We start from the raw sequence: 19,795 nt of genomic DNA on the forward strand, positions 1-19,795 counted from the left end.
GGACCCCACTGTAGTGAAAGGCCGGGAACCGAATACGCGGTTCCCGGCCTTTGAATGTGTTAGCGCCCTAGTCCTTCTTCTCGTACGGGTCGCGAATCTTCATGTCGGACTGCTTCCACAAGCCGGAGCGGGTGATCTCCTCGTGGTTGATCTCAGCCTCCGCGGGCGCCTCGCCCTTCGAATTGGTGCGCAGCACGTAGCGGTAAGCCGAACCCCAGTCGCGGTGCCAGTCCTGGTCGAGGTAGCCCGGCATCTCGTAGGCAGAGTTCACGGCCTCGGCGGTAGACATTGCGCCGCCGCCCATGAAGTCCTGGAAGCCGCTGAGCTGCTCCTTGCCCGGGGCATCCGGAGCCACGCGGAACTGCGGGATCTCCGTGACACCGGCGTAGTGGTTGAACGTGCGGTGGCACGGGAATTGCAGCGCGACCGGCCAGTCGAGCAGACCCGGGGTGTCCGAATCGAAGACGTCGGTGATGTGCTCGAGCTTCGGGTTGCGCAGCGGGGTCAGCGCCATCCACTCGTACGGGTCGAGGTTCAAGTCCTCGCCCACCAGGCGCACCACGTTCGCGCCCTCCGGCAAGTCCGAGATGGGGTAGCGGAGGTTGCGCCACTTCACTCTCGGGCCCGGATCCATCATCTCCACCTCGCCGATGTCGGTGACGGAGCCGCCCTCATTGCGGGTGCCGTACTCGAGCTTGATGGTCTGGCCTTCCTTCTCCTCGCCGTTGATGTCGTGGTGCGCCAGACGGCCGGCGACGGAGGTGACCAGCAGCGGCGCTTCCTCGGTGGCTTCCGGCAGCTCGAACCAGGACGTGGTGATCTCGGAGGAGGACTGCGCCTCTTCATCGAAGGTGCCCAGCACCGGGATGCGGTTGTAGTCCAGGTTGAACGGAAGGCGCACCGTGGAGCCGTTGATGCCGATCTGGTCCTCGGAGCGGTTGCCCTGGGTGCCGGCGCGGCTGGTGGACTGGACGGTGTCGGAGGTGACGTCGTCGCCCTTGGTGTTCGAGCCGGTGGCGGTGCCCGTGCTGGTGTTGGCGCTTGCGTTCGAGTCTGAACTGTCGGCATTCGCCGCATTCGCCGAGCCCGTAGCAGTGCCTGCACCCGTGTCGGCGTTCGCGGCCGGGTCGTTGCCGATGGCACCGACGCTTGCCGAGCCTTCGTTGGCCGAGTCGATGTAGGCGGGCACACCTTCGGGGTGGAAGCCGCGGACGGTGCCGGATTCGAGCGAGGATCCGAGTGGGACGCCGTCGACGGGAGTGAGGAAGGAGTCGTTGGTGTTGGTCTCCAGCAGAACATCACTGCTGAGCTGGCAGGTATTGCCCTTCAGGGAGCGGACGTTGCCCATGCCGACGGAGTAGGCGGGTGCCTGGTCGATGAAAGACTTGGTGAAGGTCAGGCAGGAAAACGCCACGATCAAGATGGAAGCCACGGCAATGGGCGCGGTCATGGCGGTGCGGAAGCGGGAGCCTTCCGCGGCCTCGGCAGCTTCGAATTCCTCGACTCGGCCGGCTTCCTCGGCTTCGGCACGGCGTTGGTTGTAGCGCAGGGACTGGACAACACCGACGATGACGGTGATCAAGCACAGCGCCAGCATGACCGAGCTGGCTTCGATGCCCTTGAGTTGGACGGTCTTGTCCCACCATGGGACGGCGAACGAGGAGACGTACCACCATGCGTTCCAACCGGCCAGCGAGAGCGCCATGAGGAACATCACGGCTGCGAGCGCGAAAGTGCGCGCGCGGGCGGACTGCGCGGCGATCTGGGCCAGCACGACAGCGCCGAGAGCAGCTGCGGCGCCGGCGAGGCCCGCGTAAATGCCGAAGTGGTGGGTCCACTTCGTCGGGGTGAACATGAGGAAGAACATCGACAGCGCGAAGATCGCGAGCATGCGCTTCGTCGGGGCCTTTTCCGCGTCCTGCACGCTGCCGAAGCGGGACATGCTCCACAGCACCAAGCCCAGGCAGAACAGCAACGTGAACATTGCGTATCGACGAGTCAGCGACCCGTCCACCGCCGCCTCGAAAAGCGTGGAGTAGCGGACGTACTCGTTGAACCACTCCAGTGCAGGGCCGACTTCCGAACGGACAGAGGTGGCCTCCAGCACCGCCGCGAGTGTCTGGTCGTGGAAGACCGGGATCATCACCGCGAAGCCCAAGCCGAGGAACGGCAGGACGAATGCGGCTCGCGGTGCGCTCGCAGTGCGCTCGCGCACGATGCGCAGCAGATGCGGCAGGCACACCAGGAACACGCCCACAGCAGTCAGGCCGGTGGGGCCGCAGGCCAGGGTGAACGCCGCGAAGACAGTGCCGAACGCGGCGGGCAACAGGCGTCGCGAAGCGATGGCGCTTTCAAAGGATGCCCAGGTGACAATCGTGCCGAGAGCGATGACCGGCTCCGGGCGCAGACCGTTATCGTACGGCATCCAGAACGCCAGGAACATGAACGCAGCGGTCCAGTACGCCACGCGCCGGGTGGCAATGGATCTGCCCAGCCGCGGCAGGATCTCGCGGGAGAGCACCCACCAGATGGCGATGCCGGACAGCAGCGTCGGAATGCGCATCCACGCCGAGGCGGTGCTGACCTTCGCCAGCAGCGACAGCAGGTTGTAGAACGGAGCGCCGAACGGCGATTCAGGAACGCCGTACCAGCGGTAGTAATTGGCCATGTAGTCCGAGTCGTTGGCCACGCGCGCCATGGTGAGCAAGAAGCCGTCGTCGGAGGTGTTCGCACCGAAGAAGTGCCAGAACAGCAGCAGACCGACGACCACTGCGTCGAGAGGCTTGAAAGAACGCCATTCCGGACGCAGCGGACGCAGACGCTTGCTGTCCAGCAGGTCGAGGCGCGCCAAGGACCACAGAGCCACGATCGCGGACAAGGTGCCGCCGATCATGGCCAGCCACTTCACTGCGGTGGGCTCAGAGGTGAAGCGGGAATTGATGTCGACGTGGGCGGTGAGGCCGGCGTCGATAAGCTCTTGCGCCTGCTCTTCCGAAAGCTCGCTGTAGATGCCTGTGAGCTGGGGACGCATGTCTTCGTCGGTCTCTTCCGCGAAGTCCGTGCCCGGCACCTCGACCGTAATGCCGTCGCCCGTGGCAGAAAGGTGCAGCGCCGCATCCTCGGTCTTGCGAGCTTTGTCCAGCTCAGCGGGGGTGAGCTCGAAGATGACCTCGTTGAGCGAGGAGACCGTCAGCCCGCCGTCCTCCGGGACCGTGATGAACAGGCCGCGGTCCAATGCCTCCGTCGAATCCTGCGGCAAGGTGGACAAGATATTCGTCTGATTCGGGTTCAGCGCATCCGTCACGCTCAGCGGAATAGTCAGGTCCATCGACTCCGGCGCCAGCGAAATCAGCGGCGCGTTCACCGAATTGAGCGACCCGTTCTGCGGCCAATCGAAAGACGACTGAACCTGCTTCACCGGCAGAAGTGGCGTGAGAACGAAGAACAGGAACGCCAAGATGCCCGACAGCATCGCCGTCCGGCTCAACCAGCGGGGGCTCCTTTTCGACGTGGCCGCGACGCGGGTGCTGCCCGCGGTGCGCGCGTCTGTCTGGTTTGTTTCTTCCACCTTGCTCACCTTGTTCACGGCGGGTGATTCTACTTTCTGCTTCTTGCTCACTTGTTACGGACCACCACCACGAACGGGCCGAATTGCTCGACCGTCCAGTCGTCGGAATCGAATGCCTTCGGATTGAAGAACAACGCCTCATAGTGGACATTCGGCTGACTGGGGAAGATGTCGTGGGCGATGTGGGTCTTCCACGGTTCGTCCGGGTCGTCCTCGCTGCCGCGCAGCAGGAAGACGTCGGGTGCGCGCCAGCGCTCGTTCGTCTCATCGACGGCGGCGGTGAAGGCAGCGGGATCCGACAGCTCGCCAAACGAGCCGCGGGCCCACGACGCGATGTGTTCGTTGCGGGCGTCGAATTCCCCGAGCGGATTCGCATAGTGGCTGGTGAAGGCGTTGAACCCGTGGTACGGGTGGTAGGCCATGAAGTTGATCTCGTCGGTGAACATCACGGTGTCTGCGGGGGTGTAACCCTGCTGTTGGATGAAGTCGTGGATCTGGATGTAGTAGCGCCCCACATCGGATTCGCGCAGGTCAGCGCGTTCGCCATTGCCGTCGGTGCTGGTGTAGGCCTCGTCGATGAAGCTCTCGTTCTCGTCCGGAATCTGTTGGACATAGGCCAGCGTTCCGGCGCCGAGCAGAACGACGAAGACAGCCGTGACAATGCGGTTGGCACGCTCTCCGAGCCTATCCGGGTAGAGCAAGTCCACGCCGACGAGCCGCAGGTCCGCGATCGCGAAAATGCCGGCCGTGGACAACAGCAGCGCGATGAGCACCTCCACGCGGAAGCCGAGCAGGGTCGTGCCGGTCAACGCGACGACCATGGAACCGAAGACCCAGGCGTAGCAGACGCTCACCGCCGTGGCGAGGTAGGTGATCTCCGGTTCACGGAAGCGCACGATGATGTAGATGAGACCGATCAGGCTGAGCGCGCCGATGGCGGTCAACGAGAAGAACGGCAGCGGGATCGTGGTGCCCTCAGACGGCAGGAAGTGCTGCGCGGTCGACTTCACTGCCTCCGGGCTGCGGATCAGCCCCAGCAGGTACGGAGCCCACGCAATAAGCGCGATCGCGATGGAACCGAAGCCGATCACGGCCAGCTGCCGCACCGGCACCCACCAGCGCTGCCAGCTGGAGCCGGAGGCGATGGCGGTGACGGTGAAGGTGGTCATCATCAGCGCCAGGATGCCGGTGAAAAGGGTGTAGAAGCAGGCGGAAATGCCCAGATACACCATCAGCCCGATCGTGGAGGCCCACGAGCCGCGCATTGCGCGGAAGCCCATCACGGCGGCAGCGGGGACGCCCATGGCCACGACGGCGGCGTATGGCTCGTCCGGCACCATCGTCAGGCAGATTGCCGTGGTGGTGATAGCGATGCACGTGGCGATCGGCAGAGACCCGAGCAGTTTGCGCCACACCGGCACCAGGGCGGAACCGGCAGCGGCGATGGAGACCAGAGCCCATGGCTGGTACACCTCCCACCCAGGCATGCCGAGCAGGTTGGACAGCCGCCCGCCAAGCCAGAACCACCCGAGCGGGTAGAACGACGGCAGGTCCACGTAATTCATGTCCTGGTTCGCGGCGGTCTCCGCCATGCGCGTGAGGAACTGGGTGCGGAAGCCCTGGTCGACCTGGATGCCGTCGAGGTACAGCTTTGTCGCGGAAAGCGGAATGCCGAGCGCGGATACGACGAGGCCAGCGGGGGCGAGGGTGCACACGATCTCCGTCAGCACCGTGCGCCAGCGGGGCCGCGGGTTCTCGCCGTCACGCAACCACAGCCAGATCAGCACACCGACGGCGACGACGACCAAAAGGGAGCACGCCGTGGAAAGCGCGCGGGTGACCATGGAGACGTTGAATGCGGCGAGCGATACTGAGTGCAGCACGTACCAGCAGGCCAGCGTGAAAACGGCACCGCCGAGCAGGGCGCAGACAAAACGCACCAGGGCGGTTGGCGTCGATAAGCCGTCTGGTGCGTACGCGGAAACGCGCCTGCGCTCCGCAATTGTCGATCCTGACTGCCGTTCGCGCTGCTCGGTGAGGTGCTCTGTCATACCTGACAGTCTCCCACAGCGCGGGGCAGTTCCCGGTATTAGAAGCTCAAGCGGCGCATGATCGGCGCCGGGATGTGCTGCAGAACGAGCGAGATCGGCCCGAAGAGCTTGTGCACGAACACATTCGGCTTGCCAGCAAGCGCAGCGTTCACAGCAGCTTTCGCCACATCTTGCTTATCGACGGTCAACGGCGCCTCATCCAGCCCCTGCGTCATCTTCGTGCGGACCTGACCCGGACGGACGACGGTGACCGTCACACCCGAATCGCGCAGCGCTTCGCCGAGCTGGGTGTAAAAGCCGTCCATGCCCGCCTTGGTCGCGCCGTAGACGAAATTCGAGCGGCGCACTTTCATGCCCGCCACCGAGCTCATCGCGATGATGCGGCCGTGGCCCTGCTCCTTGAGCTTCTGGCCCAGCAGCACGCCAACCGAGACCGGAGCGGTGAAGTTCGTCTGCGCGGAGGCGACCGCCGCCTCCTGGTTCTGCCAGAGTTCTTCCTGGTCGCCCAGGGTGCCGAATGCCACGATGGCTACATCCACGTCGCCGTGCGCGAAGGCCTCCTCGATCACGGCCGGGTGGGACGCGGTGTCGAATGCGTCGAAGTCGATCACGCGCACCTCGCCGGCGCCGTGGCTGGTGACCTCTTCCACGGCGGCGTCGATACGCGGGCTGTTCTTGCGTGCCGCGAGCGTGACTGCCGGGGAGCCGCCGCGCGATGCGATCTCGTCGACAATCGCGAGACCGATCTCGCTCGTGCCGCCGAGAAGAAGAATGTTCTGTGCCTGTCCAACTGCGTTGAGCATTGTGTTTCCTCTTTTTCTTCAGGTAGGGCGGGGCTAGGAGAGTTCCAAGCGGCGGGACATATCGGAGGCGAAGACCCCGGTCGGGTCGATGGCGCGGCGGGTGTGAAGCCAACTGTCCATCTCCGGGTACATCTTGTGGAAGTTCTCGGCGGAGGTGCGGGACTCCTTAGCCAGGTAGAGGCGTCCGCCGAATTCCATGACCTGCTCGTCGAGGCGGTCGAGGAAGGCGTGCAGGCCGTCGCGGATCGGGAAGTCCACGCACACATTCCAGCCGCGCATCGGATAGGACAGTGGCGCGCGGTTGCCCTCGCCGAACAGCTTGAACACGTTTAGCGCGGTGTAGTGGCCCGACGACTGGATGTCGTAGATGATCTGCTTGAACGGCTCGACCGCGTCCGTGGGCACCACGAACTGGTACTGCAGGAAGCCTGCCTTGCCGTAGCCGCGGTTCCACTCCGCGATCATGTCGAGCGGCTGATAGAACTGGGTCAGGTTCAAAATATCGTTCTGGCTGGGCGAACCCATCATGTAGTACGCCTCGCCGATCGCCGACAGCGTCAGCTTGTTCATGGTCCAGGACGGGAAGATGTCCGGCACCGTCATCAGCTGCGGGGCGGAGAATTTCAGCGGGTTCTTCGCCAGTTTCGGCGCGTACTCCTCCAGCTGCGCCAGCGTCGCCAGCGAGCCGCGGGAAATCGTGGAGCGGCCGGTCTTCGGCGGCGCAGAGATCGCGTCGAACCACGCCGAGGAGTAGGTGTAGCCCTCCTCCTGGCCGTGGGAGTGCTCCTCGATCGTCTCATCGAGAGTCGTGGTGCGCACCGTGTCGGAGATGAAGTAGGCGGTCTCCGTGAAGGTCATTTGGATCCGTGCGCGCAAGATGATGCCGGTCAGGCCCATGCCGCCGACAGTCGCCCAGAACAGGGAGCCGTCCGGGTCGTCGGTGGAGCCTTCCGGCTCCAGATGCAGCACGCGGCCGTCGGCGACGAGCAGCTCCATGGACAGGACATGGTCGCCAAACGAGCCGGCGGAGTGGTGGTTCTTGCCGTGAATATCTGGGCCGATCGCACCGCCGATGGTGACCTGGCGGGTGCCCGGCAGCACCGGAACCCACAGGCCGTACGGCAGGGCCGCCTTCATCAGCTGGTCGAGGGTCACGCCCGAGTCGACGTCGACAATGCCCGTGGACGGGTCAATGTCGTGGATTTTGTTCAGCGCCTGGATGTCGACGACCAAGCCGCCGCCGTTTTGCGCCGGGTCGCCGTAGGAGCGGCCCATGCCGCGCGCGATGACGCCGCGGCGACGGTTCACCGGCAGCGTCGCATTGTCCTCAGCGACCTGGCGGACTGCTTCCTTGATCACATCCACATCCGGCGTGGACAGGACGTGAGCGGTGGTCGGAGCCGTGCGGCCCCAGCCGTAGAGCGATTTCGTGGTGGTGTGAAGTTCCATCTCTTCCATCCCCATAGGTTGTGGTTGCCCATTTGGGCACTGGGGGCCAGCCTACTCCCGGAACTTGGCGTGCCCGGGGGTCAAAATGCCTCGAGGAGGGGACAGCGAGAAGAATCACAGCTCCATGATCTCGCGGATCCGCTCCGGCAGTTCCTCCTGGCTCGTGATCGTCGGCTTGCCCGATTGCTGGTATTCGCGCAGTTCTTCGTAGACGATGCCGCGGCTCGTGCTATCTAAAAGCGGCAGTTCCTGCGCCACCAAACGGGTCATGAAATCATCCAGCGGCAGGTCGGTGAGCTGGGCGGCGATGTGCGGGGAATCATCATGATTGGCCATGTGAGCCATCTTACGGCGGGCCTTCACCCCGGTAGGATGGCGGCATGATGGAGCAGACAAAGCAGCAGACAGCCCAAGAGCAGACGGGCGAGGAGCGCATCGACTACAACGCCCTGGACAACACCACCGGCGGCCGGTTGATCCAGGCCGCGTTCGCGGTCGCGTTCACGGCGGTGCCGGACTACGTGCGTTCGACTCCGGGACGCGTGGCGGCCTGGGTGGGCATCGCTGCGGCGTTCGGCGGCACGGTCGCCGCGTTCAACGCCTTCGACGAGGACCCGCGCAATGACCTCACCGCGCGCGTCGAGAACACGCCCGAGACGGGCAGCCCGGCTAAGACATGGGGCCTTCTCCTCGGCGGTCTCGCACTGCTCGTCGGCAGTACGCGCCTGAGCATCGCGGTGCAGAGCAAGCTTGCCGACGCCCTGCGCCGCCGCGGCGCAAAGCGCCCGAACACGGTGCTCGGCCTCATCGGCGGTACCCTAATTTTCGCTGGCTCGGAGGCCGAGGCTCGCGCCACTGCACGTTAATCGGCACTAGGGTGGGGCCTATGCCGAGTACGTTGTATCGACCGCGACGCCGCCAGCAGGTGGCGTCTGTTGTCGACCTCGACGCAGCTCGCGCCCGCCTCCGCGGCATCCGTCGCAGCCGCACGTTGCTCGTGCGTTGCGGCACATCGCTTGCCGACGAAGAGATCATCCGCCACATCGGCCTTTGCTCCGACAGTTCTCTCGAGGATGTCCAGCGCGCCCTCCACATCGCCTTCGCGGTGCCGGGGGACACGCCCACCCCGAGCCGCTTCACCCTCGCTCCCGCTGATTCCGGCCGGCTCGAACTTACCGCCACCCTCGGCGAATTCCTGCGCGACGGTGGCGACGAATTGTTCTTCCACTGGGGATTGTGGTGCTTCAGGCTAACCCTGCTCGATACCTATCCCCGCGACACCGCCACTCCGCGTGCACTCTGCGTCGCCGGTGCCGGCGATTTCGCGGGCTCGCCTTTCGACGTCTCCGCCATCAACGCCCAGCTCCTCGGCCCCTTGGCCGTCGAGAACGTCATGGCTAGCGTCCGCCCCGAAGTCGTCGATGTCGTCTCGCGCTCCAAAGCGATGGATTTCATCCCGCTGCTCCAGGCCCTCGACCTGTCCCGGCCCGCATACCTCACCCCTTACGTCGACGACATCTTGCAGACACTGCCGCGGGAGAAAACCCCCCAAGCCCGCGACGCCTTCTGGTGCACGCTCCTCGCCCTGTCCTGCCTTGTCGACGACGCCACCACCGATGACGTCACCGAATCCGCCATGGCGGCCCTCGGCTGGTCCGCCGCCGACGGCAGTCCTCTGTGCGCCAGCCAGATCCAGCAACTCTGCGCTGGCTCCCTGGTGCGACTCGCATCCGTGGGGGGATATGGGGCAGGGGGACGGTCGGCCGTCGATAAGCTTGATCTATATCGCGCCCTGCTTCGGGTAAAGTAATCCGGCGTGTCATCCAAGGTTGAAGTGAGCCGGCCCGCGAACGCGAAGAAACAGCTGGTCAGATTCATCGTTGTCGGCGTGTTCTGCGCCGTGCTCGATTTCGGGCTGACGCACACGCTCACCCGCGTCGTCGGCTACGACCGCCTCGTGGCCAAAGTCTTCGGCTGGTGCCTGGGCACGCTCGTCGCGTACCTGCTGAACTCCAAGTACACCTTCCAGGCGAAGGTCACCGGCAAGCGCGCCCTCGCTGTCTTCATCCTCTACGCCTCCACCTTCGGCGTGCAATGGGTGCTCTTCGCCGTGACCAACGCCCCGCTGCGCGCCCTCGGCTTTGTTGATCCGTGGAAGGATGCCGTCTCTTTCGTCATCGCTCAAGGCGTGGCCACCATCACCAATTTCGTGCTTCAGCGCGTGCTCATCTTCCGCGAGCCCTCGCGCGTCGTCATCGAGGAGGAGCCGCGGTAGGTCGCGGTTTAGGGGCGCTGGAAGTCTTCCCGCGCGCCCATGCGCAACAGCCCTAGCCACTCTTTGAACTCCTGCGGGCTGCGGCGCTGAACGAGGAAGAACCAGCCGAAGCGCACGAGCTCCTGCAGCTTCATCTTCTGCATCCCGCGCTGATTGATGATGTACCCGCGGTTGCGGTACGTGAAATAGCGCTTCGTGTTGTTATCCGGCCACTGCGCGTGCGCGCGTCCGCCCATGATCGGGTGGAACTCCGCCGACCCGTCCGGGTGCAGATATGCCGTGGTCAGCGCCGTGCCGTACTTCAACCCCGACTGCGCCAGACGGCGGTGGTACTCCACCTCGTCGCCCCGGATGAACAGGCGGTAATCCGGCACGCCGATCCGCTCCATCGCCTTCGCGCTGATCAGCGCGCCATTGAACAAGCTCGCGTACTGCGGCAGAAAATCCCCCTCCAGCTCGTTGCGGCGGCGGTGCCAGGTCAGGCCTTGTCTTAGCGGAAAAGCGAGGCGGTTCGGGTCGTCGATATTGCACACCACCGGGGAGACCTCTGCCAGGCCTTCTCTTTGGGCGACTGCGTAGAGGGTTTCCAGAACGCTCGCGTCCGCCGGGCGGCCGTCGTCGTCCGCGCACCAGATCGCGTCCGCCCCCAGTGCCAGTGCCTGCAGGAAGCCGTACGCGAAGCCGCCCGCGCCGCCCAGGTTCGTCCGCGACGGCAGGTAAACGGCTTTCTCGCCTGCCATTTCATTGACCAGGTCCTGGACTTCAGATTCGCAGCCGTTGTCGACCACGACCACCCAGTTCACCGGGTGCGTCTGGTTCACGACCTGCTCCAACGAGTGCCGCAGCAGCTCCACCCGCTTATGCGTCACGATCACCGCAGCCGTCGTGCCTTGCGGATTCAGCGTTGCATCGGCGTTGGCTGCGGCTTTCGCTTCGGCGTTGTCGCGAGGGCTCTCAGCGGGGGTCTTCATGCGCCCCATTTTGCCACGCTGCCCCTCCGGGGCCGGGGATCGCGCGCTGGTCTGGTTGAGGCTCTCGGGAACCGCGGGCCGGGAATCGTTCGAGGAATCCTGCGCAAAAGGAACTGGGGAACATTCTCTCTTCCAGTGGTTAGTTCTATCCCCGCGCTTCGGTTCGGTCATCTGCGATTATGCGCCATAGGGAGCTGATGATGACTGCGGTAATTAAGTAACCGCTGACCACGTAATTGGAAAGGCCGCTACTCATCCCATTGTTAAGCACGTCGTAGATCAGGAAAACGGGCGCTAGTAAAACCATCACGACTAAAAAGCGGTATGGAGATAGCACCTTTCGTTTGATCGAAACGTGGATTAGACACCCCACTGCCACTATGCATAAGGAGACGAATAGCGCGACCACTGCGCCAAGAACGACATAGATCATGATTCTCTCTGAACTCTTTGGGGATCGTCACCACGTCCGTTGCGTTAGGCCTCTTCTTCGTCCTCCTCGTCGAAGCGGGTGAGAAGGTCGCGGACGTAGTCGCCGGCTTCGGGGCCTTCGTAGGCTTCGACGACTTCGTCGACGAGGCCGGCTTGCTTGATCTCGCCCTTGTCCACCCAGAGGGCGGTGTTGCAGAGCTGGGCCAAAAAGTCATTCGAGTGGGAGGCAAACACGAGGATGCCCGAACGCTTGACCAGTTCGGCGAGGCGGACACGGGCTTTGGCCATGAAGGCGGCGTCGACGGCGCCGATGCCCTCATCCAACAAGAGGATCTCGGGCTCGATGGACGTCACGACACCGAGGGCGAGGCGCACGCGCATGCCCGTGGAGTAGGTGCGCAGGGGCATGGAGAGGTAGTCGCCGAGTTCGGAGAATTCGGCGATCTCGTCCATTTTGTCTTTCATCTGCTTGCGGGTCTGGCCGAGGAAGAGTCCGCGGATGATGATGTTCTCGTAGCCGGAGATCTCCGGGTCCATGCCGACGCCGAGGTCGAACACCGGTGCGACCCGGCCGCGGACATCGGCGACGCCGCGGGTGGGCTCGTAAATGCCGCTGAGCAGGCGGAGCAGCGTGGATTTGCCTGCGCCGTTGTGGCCGACCAGTCCCACGCGGTCGCCTTCGCGCAGGTGCAGGTTGATATCGCGGAGCGCCTCGACAACGACAGTGTTCGAGTCGTTTTTCCCGATGGCGCCGCCGGCCGACGACATGACCGCTTTCTTCAGGGAGCGGGACTTGGCGTCGAAGATGGGGAAGTCGACGCAGGCGTTGTAGGTGTCAATGGAAACCATGGTGTGAACTCCTTGATTTACACCCAGTACGGGACGCGGAAGCGCCATTGGCGCATGGCGATCATGGCGAGGAAAAGGCCGATGACGGTGCCAGCCAGGACGATGCCCCAGTGGTAGGCGGCCACAGGTTCGCCGATGAGAGGGGCGCGGACGACTTCGAGGTAGTGGTAGAGCGGGTTGAGCTCGGCAATGCGGGCGCGCTGGGCGACTTCGCCACCCTGTTCGCGCAGGGTCTTGGTGGTCCAGACGATGGGGGTGACGTAGAACAGCAGCTGGACGAGGGCTTCGAGCAGGGGAGCGACGTCGCGGAAGCGGGTGGCGATGATGCCGAAGAGCATGGTCACCCACACGCCGTTGATGACCATGAGGGCGAGCGCCGGGATGAACAAGAACAGGTTCCACCCGAGAGGAATCCGGAACACCAGCACGAGGATCAGCCAGATCACCATGTTGTGGGCGAAGAACAGCAGTTGGCGCCACACCAGGCGGTAGACGTGCACAGACAGGGCTGACGGAAGTTGTTTGATTAAGCCTTCGTTCTCGATGAAGACGTTCGCGCCGTCTTTGATGCAACCGGAGATGAAGCCCCAGACGATGAAGCCGACGGTGACGTGCGGGAGGAATTCGCGCACAGAAATCTGGAACAACATGGAGTACAGCAGGCCGAGCGCGAGGGACATGACACCGGTGGCGATGGTGATCCACAGTGGTCCGAGCGTCGATCGGCGGTAGCGCTGTTTGATGTCCTGCCAGCCGAGTTGGAGCCAGAGCTCGTGTTGGCCCCAGCCGCGTGCGAGGTCGGAAGCGGCAGCGCCCAGGGTGGTGGACGTGGACGGTGGGGTGTGGTCGTGGGCCGCCGAGGTCATGCGGGAGACGTCGGCAAGCAGCTGTTCGTTGTCCTGCACTTGTCCCACCCTAGTGCCCTGCGGGGGCCAAGTTGTGCAGGCATACTTGTTGCTTGTGGCGTGGGTGGTGTTCAATAGCCACACACTGTGATTTCGTCCGGGAAGGGAGCGTCGGCGTGGCGTACGATGTGGCCAGCGTGCGCGGGCTTTATACCGCGCTTTCGGATGGTTGGACGTATTTGAATGCGCATGATTGCCCGCAGGTGCCGGAGCGTGTGTCGGCGGCGGTGTCGCGGTCGTTCCGAATGGCTACGGCGGTGCCTGCCCCGGAGGTGAATGCGGGATCGCATTCGCGTCAGGCGTTGGGGCGTCCGGAGGGGGAGACGTTCGTGGCGTCGGCACGCCATGCGGTCGCGGATCTCGTGGGGGCGTCGGCGGAGCGTGTGGTGCTGGGCCCGAGTTTGCCTGTGCTCTATGCGTCGTTGGTGACGGGGATGAAGCCGTTGTTCCGGCATGGTTCGTCGCTGGTGACCAGTCCGCTCGACAGGCCGGAGATCACCGCGGCTGTGCATCGCGCCCCGGCCAAGGTCCGCACGGCTCACGCGGATTTGGGTACGGGCGAGCTTCCTGCGTGGCAATACGCGGAGCTTATCGACGGCTCAACTCGCCTCGTCTCCCTCCCCGCCGCCCACGCGACGCTGGGAACGGTGAGCCCTGTTTCCGCGATTGTCGATCAGGTGCGGGAACGCTCTCGCGCCTGGGTTGTCGTGGATGCCTCTTCTTATGTGCCGTACCACGGGATCGATTTCGATGAGTGGGGTGCCGATGTCGTCGGCATCGATCTCGGTGCGTTGGGCGGGCCGCACATGGCTGCGCTCGTGGTGCGCGATACCGCGATGTTCAAGCGGATGGAATCGCTCAGCGGTGATGAGCGTGTCACGGGCGCGGAGAAGCTGCAGCTCGATGTTTCGCCGGGTCTCGCCGGCGGCGCGACCGCGCTCGTCGACCACCTGGCGGACCTCGTGCCTGATCAGGGCGGCCGCGCCACGCGCCGGGCGCGCTTGACGCGGTCGATGGGGCAGATGACCGCCTATTTGGATGGGCTGCGCGATGATTTGTACACGTTCCTGGGCACCTTGCCCGCCGTCCACATTCTCGGTGTGACGGGCGAGGCTGCCTCCGAGGCAAGCACCGACCGCACTCCGCGCCTTTCCTTCGGCGTCCGGGGAGTGCCCGCGGCGACGGTGTACGAGCGGCTCTTCGACAACGGCATCGTCACCACGCTGACCACGCCGGATCAGGCGACACCCCTGCTCACCGAGATGGGCATCGAGGAAATGGGCGGTGCCGTCACCGTCGGCCTGGGCCCGTTCAACACGGAGGCCGACGTGGAGCAGCTGATCCGCGTCGTGGCGTCACTGGCATAGAAGGCAGGCATTCCGCCGTTGGCGGAGCCCGCCGGGCCGTGTTGTAAAGTGGGTGAGTCGCAATTGCTTTGCGACGAAGGAGACGTGGCAGAGCGGCCGAATGCACTGGTCTTGAAAACCAGCGAGGGTCACACCTCCGGGGGTTCAAATCCCCCCGTCTCCGCAGGTACAACTACAGGTGGCGGGAAATCTCCTCTGCCATGAACCGCGAGCCAGCCGGCGTCGGGTGCAGGCCCATATTGTGCTGTGCGTGGGGGTCGATCACGCCGGCGACCCAGCGCTGGGAGTCCCGTGCGCAGGTGCTGTGGTGGCGCGACGGGTGCATCATCTCCACGTAGGTCGCGCCGGAGGCGGCGGCTGCTGCGCGCTGGTGGCCGCGGTTGGTGTGCTCGATCTGGTGCAGGGTGGGCATCGGCACGCCGAGCGGTGCATCGGGCACCACGTTGATGAAGCACAGGCTGTTGAGGCGGTCCGGTTCAGTGACGGACAAGGAGCCGCTGAGGAGAATCTTGGCGTTCGGTGCGGCAGCGCGTGCCTTGGAGACGCCTCGGCGGATGTTGTTGATGTAGTCGCTGCGCATTTTGGCGGCGTTGAACGGCTGCGCGCCGCGCTGGATGCCGTAGGGGCCGAAGTCGTTGATGCCGACGGCGATGACGATTGCGCGGGTGCCGCGGTGAATGTCTCCGGCGGCGATGGCTTTGTCGATCTTGCCGGGGATGACGTGCGAGGACTCCGCGGTGCAGGAATAGTCCGAGATGGGTGCGCGGGCGATCGAGCCGAGCTGGCGGGGCCAGTTATTGGGGGCTTGCAGGCAGCCGAGGCGGCTGGGGTAGGTGCCCCACACGAAGTGGTGGACGTCGGGGATTGGGACCTTCTTCAAGGTGTTGCGGAGCTCGTCGGGGTTAGAGGTGTAGGAATCGCCGAAGGTGACGATATTGCCGTTCGGTGCGGAATTCGCTTCGGGAACGCCAGCGCCGACGGCGCCGATGCCTGCTACCGCCAGGACGGCGGTTGTGAGCAGGCGGGTCAAGCCGAAGCGGCAGTGCGTGCGACGGGGTGCGCGGCGGGTACGGGAGGTAGACATGAATCCTCGGTTTCTTCGTTGGGGTGTGTGCGCCCGAATTGGTCGCATCAGCCACATGCGTCACACATGCTAGTTGATTTGGTGGTCAAAGTGTTTGGGAAGCCTTGAGAAACTAAATAACTCTGGCACCTTACTGGGCGTAGTTACGCACGAAAAATCCCGCCTCCACGGTGGGGTCCGTGGAAGCGGGGTGGTGCCGCGCGGAGCGGGTTGGTTTAGGTCGTGGCCTTGTCTCCGGACAGGCCGGTGGCATTGAAGATGGCCTCGACGATCCAGCTGGCGATCGCCATGACGATCGCGCCGAAGAAAGCTGCCCAGAAGCCGCTGATATCCAGTCCGTTGCCCAGCCCGTCGGAAATCCAGCCGACGATGGAGAACAGCAGCGTGTTCACCAGCAGGGAGAACAGGCCCAAGGTGATGATGGTCAGCGGGAGGCTGATCGTCTTCACGATCGGGGAGATGAAGGCGTTGACGAACATGAAAACCAGCGCGACCCAAATGAAGGCGCCGACACCGCCAAGAATTTCGACGCCCGGGACGATCAGGGTGACCAGCCACAGTGCGATGGCGGTCATGACGACATCAACGAGAAAACGCATGACGGACTCTCCTACGTAATTTCTAGGTTAAAACTCTTATTACTTACGCTTTCAAATTTACGCGATAAGTCAATCACTGTTCAAAGAGCTCGTGGATGATGTGGAATTGGCGGTCGCCGGGGACGTCGATAAGCGCGTTTTGTGCTTTTCGACGCGCGGGGCCGCTCTTTGCCGCAACCACGCGCACCGCGTCGAGGCTGATCGGGCGACGCGTCTCGACGGTCGCGCTCGCGTCGCTGGCGTAGGAAAGCTGCTGCGGATCGAGTGTGGTGTCGATGTCGATGCCCGCTTCGCCGACCGGGACACCGAGCAGGAGAGTGTCCTCGGTGAGCTGCGGGATTGCTCGCGGAGTCAGATACAAAGTAGTGCCGAGCGTGGTGTCCGCGGTGAAGTCTGCGGATGAAACCGGAGCCCAGGCGATCCATGAGGAGACGTTGTCCCGGGTCGGCGTAGCGCCGTCGCCCGAGGCGAAACCAGTGTTGAGAGAGTAATTCAGCTTCATGCCTGCAATCCTAGTGATTTCTATATTTCGGCATCATTTCGTTGTTGAATGAATCGCTTTCCATGCCGAGAGGAATTCTTCAGCTTCATCACGGTTCGTCACCGTGACGCGCAGGCCCTCGGGGAAGGCGCGGACAAGGATTCCACGGGTAGCCAACTGGCGGGCGAGAGCAGCGGAGTCCACATCCGGCAGCCACACGAAATTGGCCTGGGAACGCAGGGCACCAATGCCGTCGGCGACCTCGTCGCGTGCCTCGATCGTGTCCTCGACGCGGGCGAGGAGCTCCTCGGAATGCTGCAGTGACGCTATCGCGCCGGCTTGCGCGACAGCGCTGACCTGGAAGGGGATGCCCATCTTGTCCAGTGCCTCGATGAGGTCCGGAGCGCCGAATGCGTAGCCGACGCGTGCGCCGGCCAAGCCGTAGGCCTTGGAGAAGGTGCGCAGGCACACCAGGTTCGGGTAGTCGCGGAACACGCTAGTGCCCTCGACTGCGTCTGGATCGCGGTTGTACTCCACATACGCCTCATCCAGCGCCACGGTCACGTGCTCGGGCACGCGGTCCATGAACGCGGCGAACTCGGAGCGGGTGATTACCTGACCACTCGGATTGTTGGGGGAGCAGAGGAAGATCAGGGAGGTGGAATCGTCGATAAGCGAAAGCATGCCCTTAAGGTCGTGCTTGCCGTTGGAAAGCAGCGGGACCGGGCGTGCCTGTGTGCCCACGACCTGGCAAAAGATCGGGTACGCCTCGAAGCTGCGCCACGGGAAGATCACGTTGTTTTGCGGTGTCGACGTCGCTTGCACGAGCTGCTGGCACAGCGCGGACGAGCCGCAGCCGGCCGTGACATTCTCCGGCTCGACACCCAGGTGGCGGGCGAGTGCCCGGCGCAATGACACCGCACCCATATCCGGGTATCTGTTCGCTCCGCGCACCGCGGCGACCATCGCGTCGACCGCTGATGGCAACGGACCCTGCGGGGCCTCATTCGAGGACAGCTTGAGCGCGTCCGGGTCGCTCTTGCCCGGGACGTAGGACGGAATGTCGGCGAGGTCACGGCGAATCATGCTTTAAGAGTCTATTCCCACGCGCACCCAAATTTTTTGGTCCGGCTGCACCGTTGTGGGTAGTGTGTAACAAGGCTATGGAGATGTGCCAGAGTGGCCGATTGGGGCTCCCTGCTAAGGAGTTGACCTTTCACGAGGTCCGCAGGTTCAAATCCTGTCATCTCCGCCATGCGCCCGTAGCTCAACGGATAGAGCATCTGACTACGGATCAGAAGGTTGGGGGTTCGAATCCCTCCGGGCGCACCACTTATTTTTGCCGGTCAGAGGCTTCTCTGGCCGGTTTTTGCGTCTTGCGGCGAGTGTTCCTGCGCGGTGAAGTAGATTCGGTGGGCGGACAACGCCCGCGGTGAAGAAAAGAGGACGCCATGGCCACGACGCAGGAGCGTGATGCTTTGCGCGAGCTAGAAAAGCTCGTGGAAACGCGGTTGCGCGGTGACCGAGCCGAGGAGATTTCGGGGCTGCTCGCAGAGGCGAAGTTGAGCGAGATCATCCGGCTCATCGAGCATTCGCCGATCAGGCGTGGTGCGGTTCTTTTCCGCCTTCTGCCGCCGGAGCGCGCGGGTGCCGTATTCGATGCGCTCGATCCGCGACACCAGGCGGATATGGTGCACGCGCTGGGCAGCGACAGCGTCGGCGAGTTCTTTGAGGACATGGGCGCGGAAGACCGCGTCATGCTTCTCGACGAGCTCCCCGGGTCCGTCGCCGAGCGTCTCCTCAAAGAGCTGGGCGAAAAGGACAAAGAGAATACTGACGCGGTCCTGGGATACGAGAAGGCGACTGTCGGCCGCGTGATGTCCCCGGAGATCCCGGAGATTTACGGGTCGATGACGGCGCACGAGGTGCGTGAGCTGCTGCGCCAAGAGCACGAGGATCTGGAGACTCTGTACACCCTGCCGGTGATCGACCGAGACCGGCAGCTGACCGGTATCGTGAAGATGCGCCGGCTCTTCCTCGCCGACGGTGATACGCAGATTGCGGAATTGCTGGAGGAATCGCCGTCCGTGGTTGCCACTGCGAATGCGGAGGAGACTGCCCGCTGGTTCCTTCCGCTGGCGCTGCTTGCTCTGCCTGTGGTGGATTCCGGCAACCGCCTGGTGGGCATCTTCACCTTCGACGAGGCACAGCATGTCGTGGAGAGCGAGGACTCCGAGGACAGCGCACGCCAGGGTGGTTCTGAGGCCCTCAAACAGCCGTACCTGTCCACCCCGCTGACCAACCTGGTGAAGTCGCGCATCGTGTGGCTTCTCGTACTTGCGGTCTCCGCGATTCTCACCGTCCAGGTCCTCGACGTCTTCGAGGAGAAGATGGAGCAGGCCGTGGTGCTCTCCTTGTTCATTCCGTTGCTCACAGGCACGGGCGGCAACACCGGCAACCAGGCGGCGACGACAGTGACGAGGGCATTGGCGCTTGGCGACGTCAAGAAATCCGACGTCCTCAAAGTCATGTGGCGCGAAGTCCGAGTGGGCTTGATGCTCGGCGCTGTCCTCGGCACGTTGGGCTTTACCCTGGCTACCTTGGTCTACGGACTGGACATGGGCATGGTGATCGGCCTGACCCTGTTGTCTATCTGCACCATGTCGGCGACGGTGGGCGGCGCTATGCCGATCGTGGCAAAGACCGTCGGCGCGGATCCGGCAGTGTTTTCTAACCCGTTCATCTCCACCTTCTGCGACGCGACGGGCTTGGTCATTTACTTCCTGATCGCGACGTCGATTCTTGGCTTATAATGCCCCAGTGACCAGCGGATTTTGCCTGATGTTCACCGTGGTGTACCGTTACATCTCGTTGCAAAACACGCGCCCGTAGCTCAACGGATAGAGCATCTGACTACGGATCAGAAGGTTGGGGGTTCGAATCCCTCCGGGCGCACGCTTT

General features: G+C 63.8%; 17 protein-coding genes and 4 tRNA genes. 9 read left to right on the plus strand and 12 right to left on the minus strand.

Translation table 11 applies throughout. The features are described 5' to 3' along the window. Positions 1 to 67: 67 nt before the first annotated feature. The 5 genes from M3G19_RS09610 to M3G19_RS09630 all read right to left on the minus strand — a co-directional run bounded on the left by M3G19_RS09610 (position 68) and on the right by M3G19_RS09630 (position 8,207). Positions 68 to 3,472 carry an arabinosyltransferase domain-containing protein gene (locus M3G19_RS09610; protein WP_259902406.1) on the minus strand — a complete coding sequence of 1,135 codons (3,405 nt, stop codon included), beginning with the start codon at positions 3,470 to 3,472 and terminating at the stop codon, positions 68 to 70. 143 nt (positions 3,473 to 3,615) lie between these two features. Then, positions 3,616 to 5,619, minus strand: coding sequence for a galactan 5-O-arabinofuranosyltransferase (locus M3G19_RS09615; protein ID WP_259902388.1), 2,004 nt, complete (start codon positions 5,617 to 5,619; stop codon positions 3,616 to 3,618). A gap of 38 nt (positions 5,620 to 5,657) precedes the next feature. Beyond that, positions 5,658 to 6,422: a decaprenylphospho-beta-D-erythro-pentofuranosid-2-ulose 2-reductase gene (locus M3G19_RS09620; protein WP_259902389.1), complete on the minus strand. Its 765-nt coding sequence runs from the start codon at positions 6,420 to 6,422 to the stop codon at positions 5,658 to 5,660. A 33-nt stretch (positions 6,423 to 6,455) separates the two neighbouring features. Beyond that, positions 6,456 to 7,871: an FAD-binding oxidoreductase gene (locus M3G19_RS09625; RefSeq protein WP_259902390.1), complete on the minus strand. Its 1,416-nt coding sequence runs from the start codon at positions 7,869 to 7,871 to the stop codon at positions 6,456 to 6,458. Between the two features lie 114 nt (positions 7,872 to 7,985). Further along, positions 7,986 to 8,207 (minus strand): hypothetical protein, encoded by a 222-nt coding sequence (locus tag M3G19_RS09630; protein WP_259902391.1) that lies wholly within the window; start codon positions 8,205 to 8,207, stop codon positions 7,986 to 7,988. A gap of 44 nt (positions 8,208 to 8,251) precedes the next feature. Here M3G19_RS09630 and M3G19_RS09635 point away from each other — a divergent pair, with 44 nt between their 5' ends. Genes M3G19_RS09635 through M3G19_RS09645 form a run of 3 tightly spaced genes read left to right on the plus strand, consistent with a single transcriptional unit; the run spans position 8,252 to position 10,146 of the window. Next, positions 8,252 to 8,737 carry a hypothetical protein gene (locus tag M3G19_RS09635; RefSeq protein WP_259902392.1) on the plus strand — a complete coding sequence of 162 codons (486 nt, stop codon included), beginning with the start codon at positions 8,252 to 8,254 and terminating at the stop codon, positions 8,735 to 8,737. Positions 8,738 to 8,757: 20 nt separating this feature from the next. Beyond that, positions 8,758 to 9,681 (plus strand): plasmid pRiA4b ORF-3 family protein, encoded by a 924-nt coding sequence (locus M3G19_RS09640; protein ID WP_259902393.1) that lies wholly within the window; start codon positions 8,758 to 8,760, stop codon positions 9,679 to 9,681. A 6-nt stretch (positions 9,682 to 9,687) separates the two neighbouring features. After that, on the plus strand, positions 9,688 to 10,146 hold the full coding sequence (locus M3G19_RS09645) for a GtrA family protein (protein WP_259902394.1): 459 nt from the start codon (positions 9,688 to 9,690) through the stop codon (positions 10,144 to 10,146). An 8-nt stretch (positions 10,147 to 10,154) separates the two neighbouring features. Here the strand turns inward: M3G19_RS09645 and M3G19_RS09650 are convergent, their stop codons facing one another. The 3 genes from M3G19_RS09650 to M3G19_RS09660 form a co-directional block, all read right to left on the minus strand. Further along, the gene (locus M3G19_RS09650; protein WP_259902395.1) at positions 10,155 to 11,117 is read right to left on the minus strand and encodes a glycosyltransferase; all 963 of its coding nucleotides are present in this window, start codon (positions 11,115 to 11,117) and stop codon (positions 10,155 to 10,157) included. Between the two features lie 477 nt (positions 11,118 to 11,594). Further along, positions 11,595 to 12,398 (minus strand): ABC transporter ATP-binding protein, encoded by an 804-nt coding sequence (locus M3G19_RS09655; protein ID WP_259902396.1) that lies wholly within the window; start codon positions 12,396 to 12,398, stop codon positions 11,595 to 11,597. A gap of 17 nt (positions 12,399 to 12,415) precedes the next feature. Beyond that, a complete protein-coding gene (locus M3G19_RS09660; protein WP_259902407.1) occupies positions 12,416 to 13,264 on the minus strand; it encodes an ABC transporter permease in 849 nt (282 codons plus the stop codon). 155 nt (positions 13,265 to 13,419) lie between these two features. Here M3G19_RS09660 and M3G19_RS09665 point away from each other — a divergent pair, with 155 nt between their 5' ends. Next, on the plus strand, positions 13,420 to 14,670 hold the full coding sequence (locus M3G19_RS09665; RefSeq protein ID WP_259902397.1) for an aminotransferase class V-fold PLP-dependent enzyme: 1,251 nt from the start codon (positions 13,420 to 13,422) through the stop codon (positions 14,668 to 14,670). 78 nt (positions 14,671 to 14,748) lie between these two features. Then, a tRNA-Ser gene (locus M3G19_RS09670) sits at positions 14,749 to 14,833 on the plus strand. A gap of 9 nt (positions 14,834 to 14,842) precedes the next feature. Here the strand turns inward: M3G19_RS09670 and M3G19_RS09675 are convergent. The 4 genes from M3G19_RS09675 to hisC all read right to left on the minus strand — a co-directional run bounded on the left by M3G19_RS09675 (position 14,843) and on the right by hisC (position 17,920). Further along, the gene (locus tag M3G19_RS09675; protein ID WP_259902398.1) at positions 14,843 to 15,754 is read right to left on the minus strand and encodes a GDSL-type esterase/lipase family protein; all 912 of its coding nucleotides are present in this window, start codon (positions 15,752 to 15,754) and stop codon (positions 14,843 to 14,845) included. Positions 15,755 to 15,969: 215 nt separating this feature from the next. Further along, positions 15,970 to 16,353: a phage holin family protein gene (locus M3G19_RS09680; RefSeq protein ID WP_259902399.1), complete on the minus strand. Its 384-nt coding sequence runs from the start codon at positions 16,351 to 16,353 to the stop codon at positions 15,970 to 15,972. A gap of 73 nt (positions 16,354 to 16,426) precedes the next feature. Continuing rightward, a complete protein-coding gene (locus M3G19_RS09685) occupies positions 16,427 to 16,855 on the minus strand; it encodes a hypothetical protein (RefSeq protein ID WP_259902400.1) in 429 nt (142 codons plus the stop codon). 33 nt (positions 16,856 to 16,888) lie between these two features. Continuing rightward, entirely contained in the window at positions 16,889 to 17,920 is a 1,032-nt protein-coding gene (gene hisC, locus M3G19_RS09690) for a histidinol-phosphate transaminase (protein WP_259902403.1), read from the minus strand. Positions 17,921 to 17,999: 79 nt separating this feature from the next. Here hisC and M3G19_RS09695 point away from each other — a divergent pair. The 4 genes from M3G19_RS09695 to M3G19_RS09710 all read left to right on the plus strand — a co-directional run bounded on the left by M3G19_RS09695 (position 18,000) and on the right by M3G19_RS09710 (position 19,789). Then, a tRNA-Ser gene (locus tag M3G19_RS09695) sits at positions 18,000 to 18,089 on the plus strand. A gap of 1 nt (position 18,090) precedes the next feature. Beyond that, a tRNA-Arg gene (locus M3G19_RS09700) sits at positions 18,091 to 18,166 on the plus strand. Positions 18,167 to 18,285: 119 nt separating this feature from the next. Then, entirely contained in the window at positions 18,286 to 19,647 is a 1,362-nt protein-coding gene (gene mgtE, locus M3G19_RS09705) for a magnesium transporter (RefSeq protein ID WP_259902405.1), read from the plus strand. 69 nt (positions 19,648 to 19,716) lie between these two features. Beyond that, positions 19,717 to 19,789 (plus strand) — tRNA-Arg (locus M3G19_RS09710). The last annotated feature ends 6 nt before the right edge of the window (positions 19,790 to 19,795 follow it).

The organism is Corynebacterium sp. p3-SID1194 (assembly GCF_025144155.1).
In the GTDB taxonomy this organism is placed as follows: Bacteria; Actinomycetota; Actinomycetes; order Mycobacteriales; family Mycobacteriaceae; genus Corynebacterium.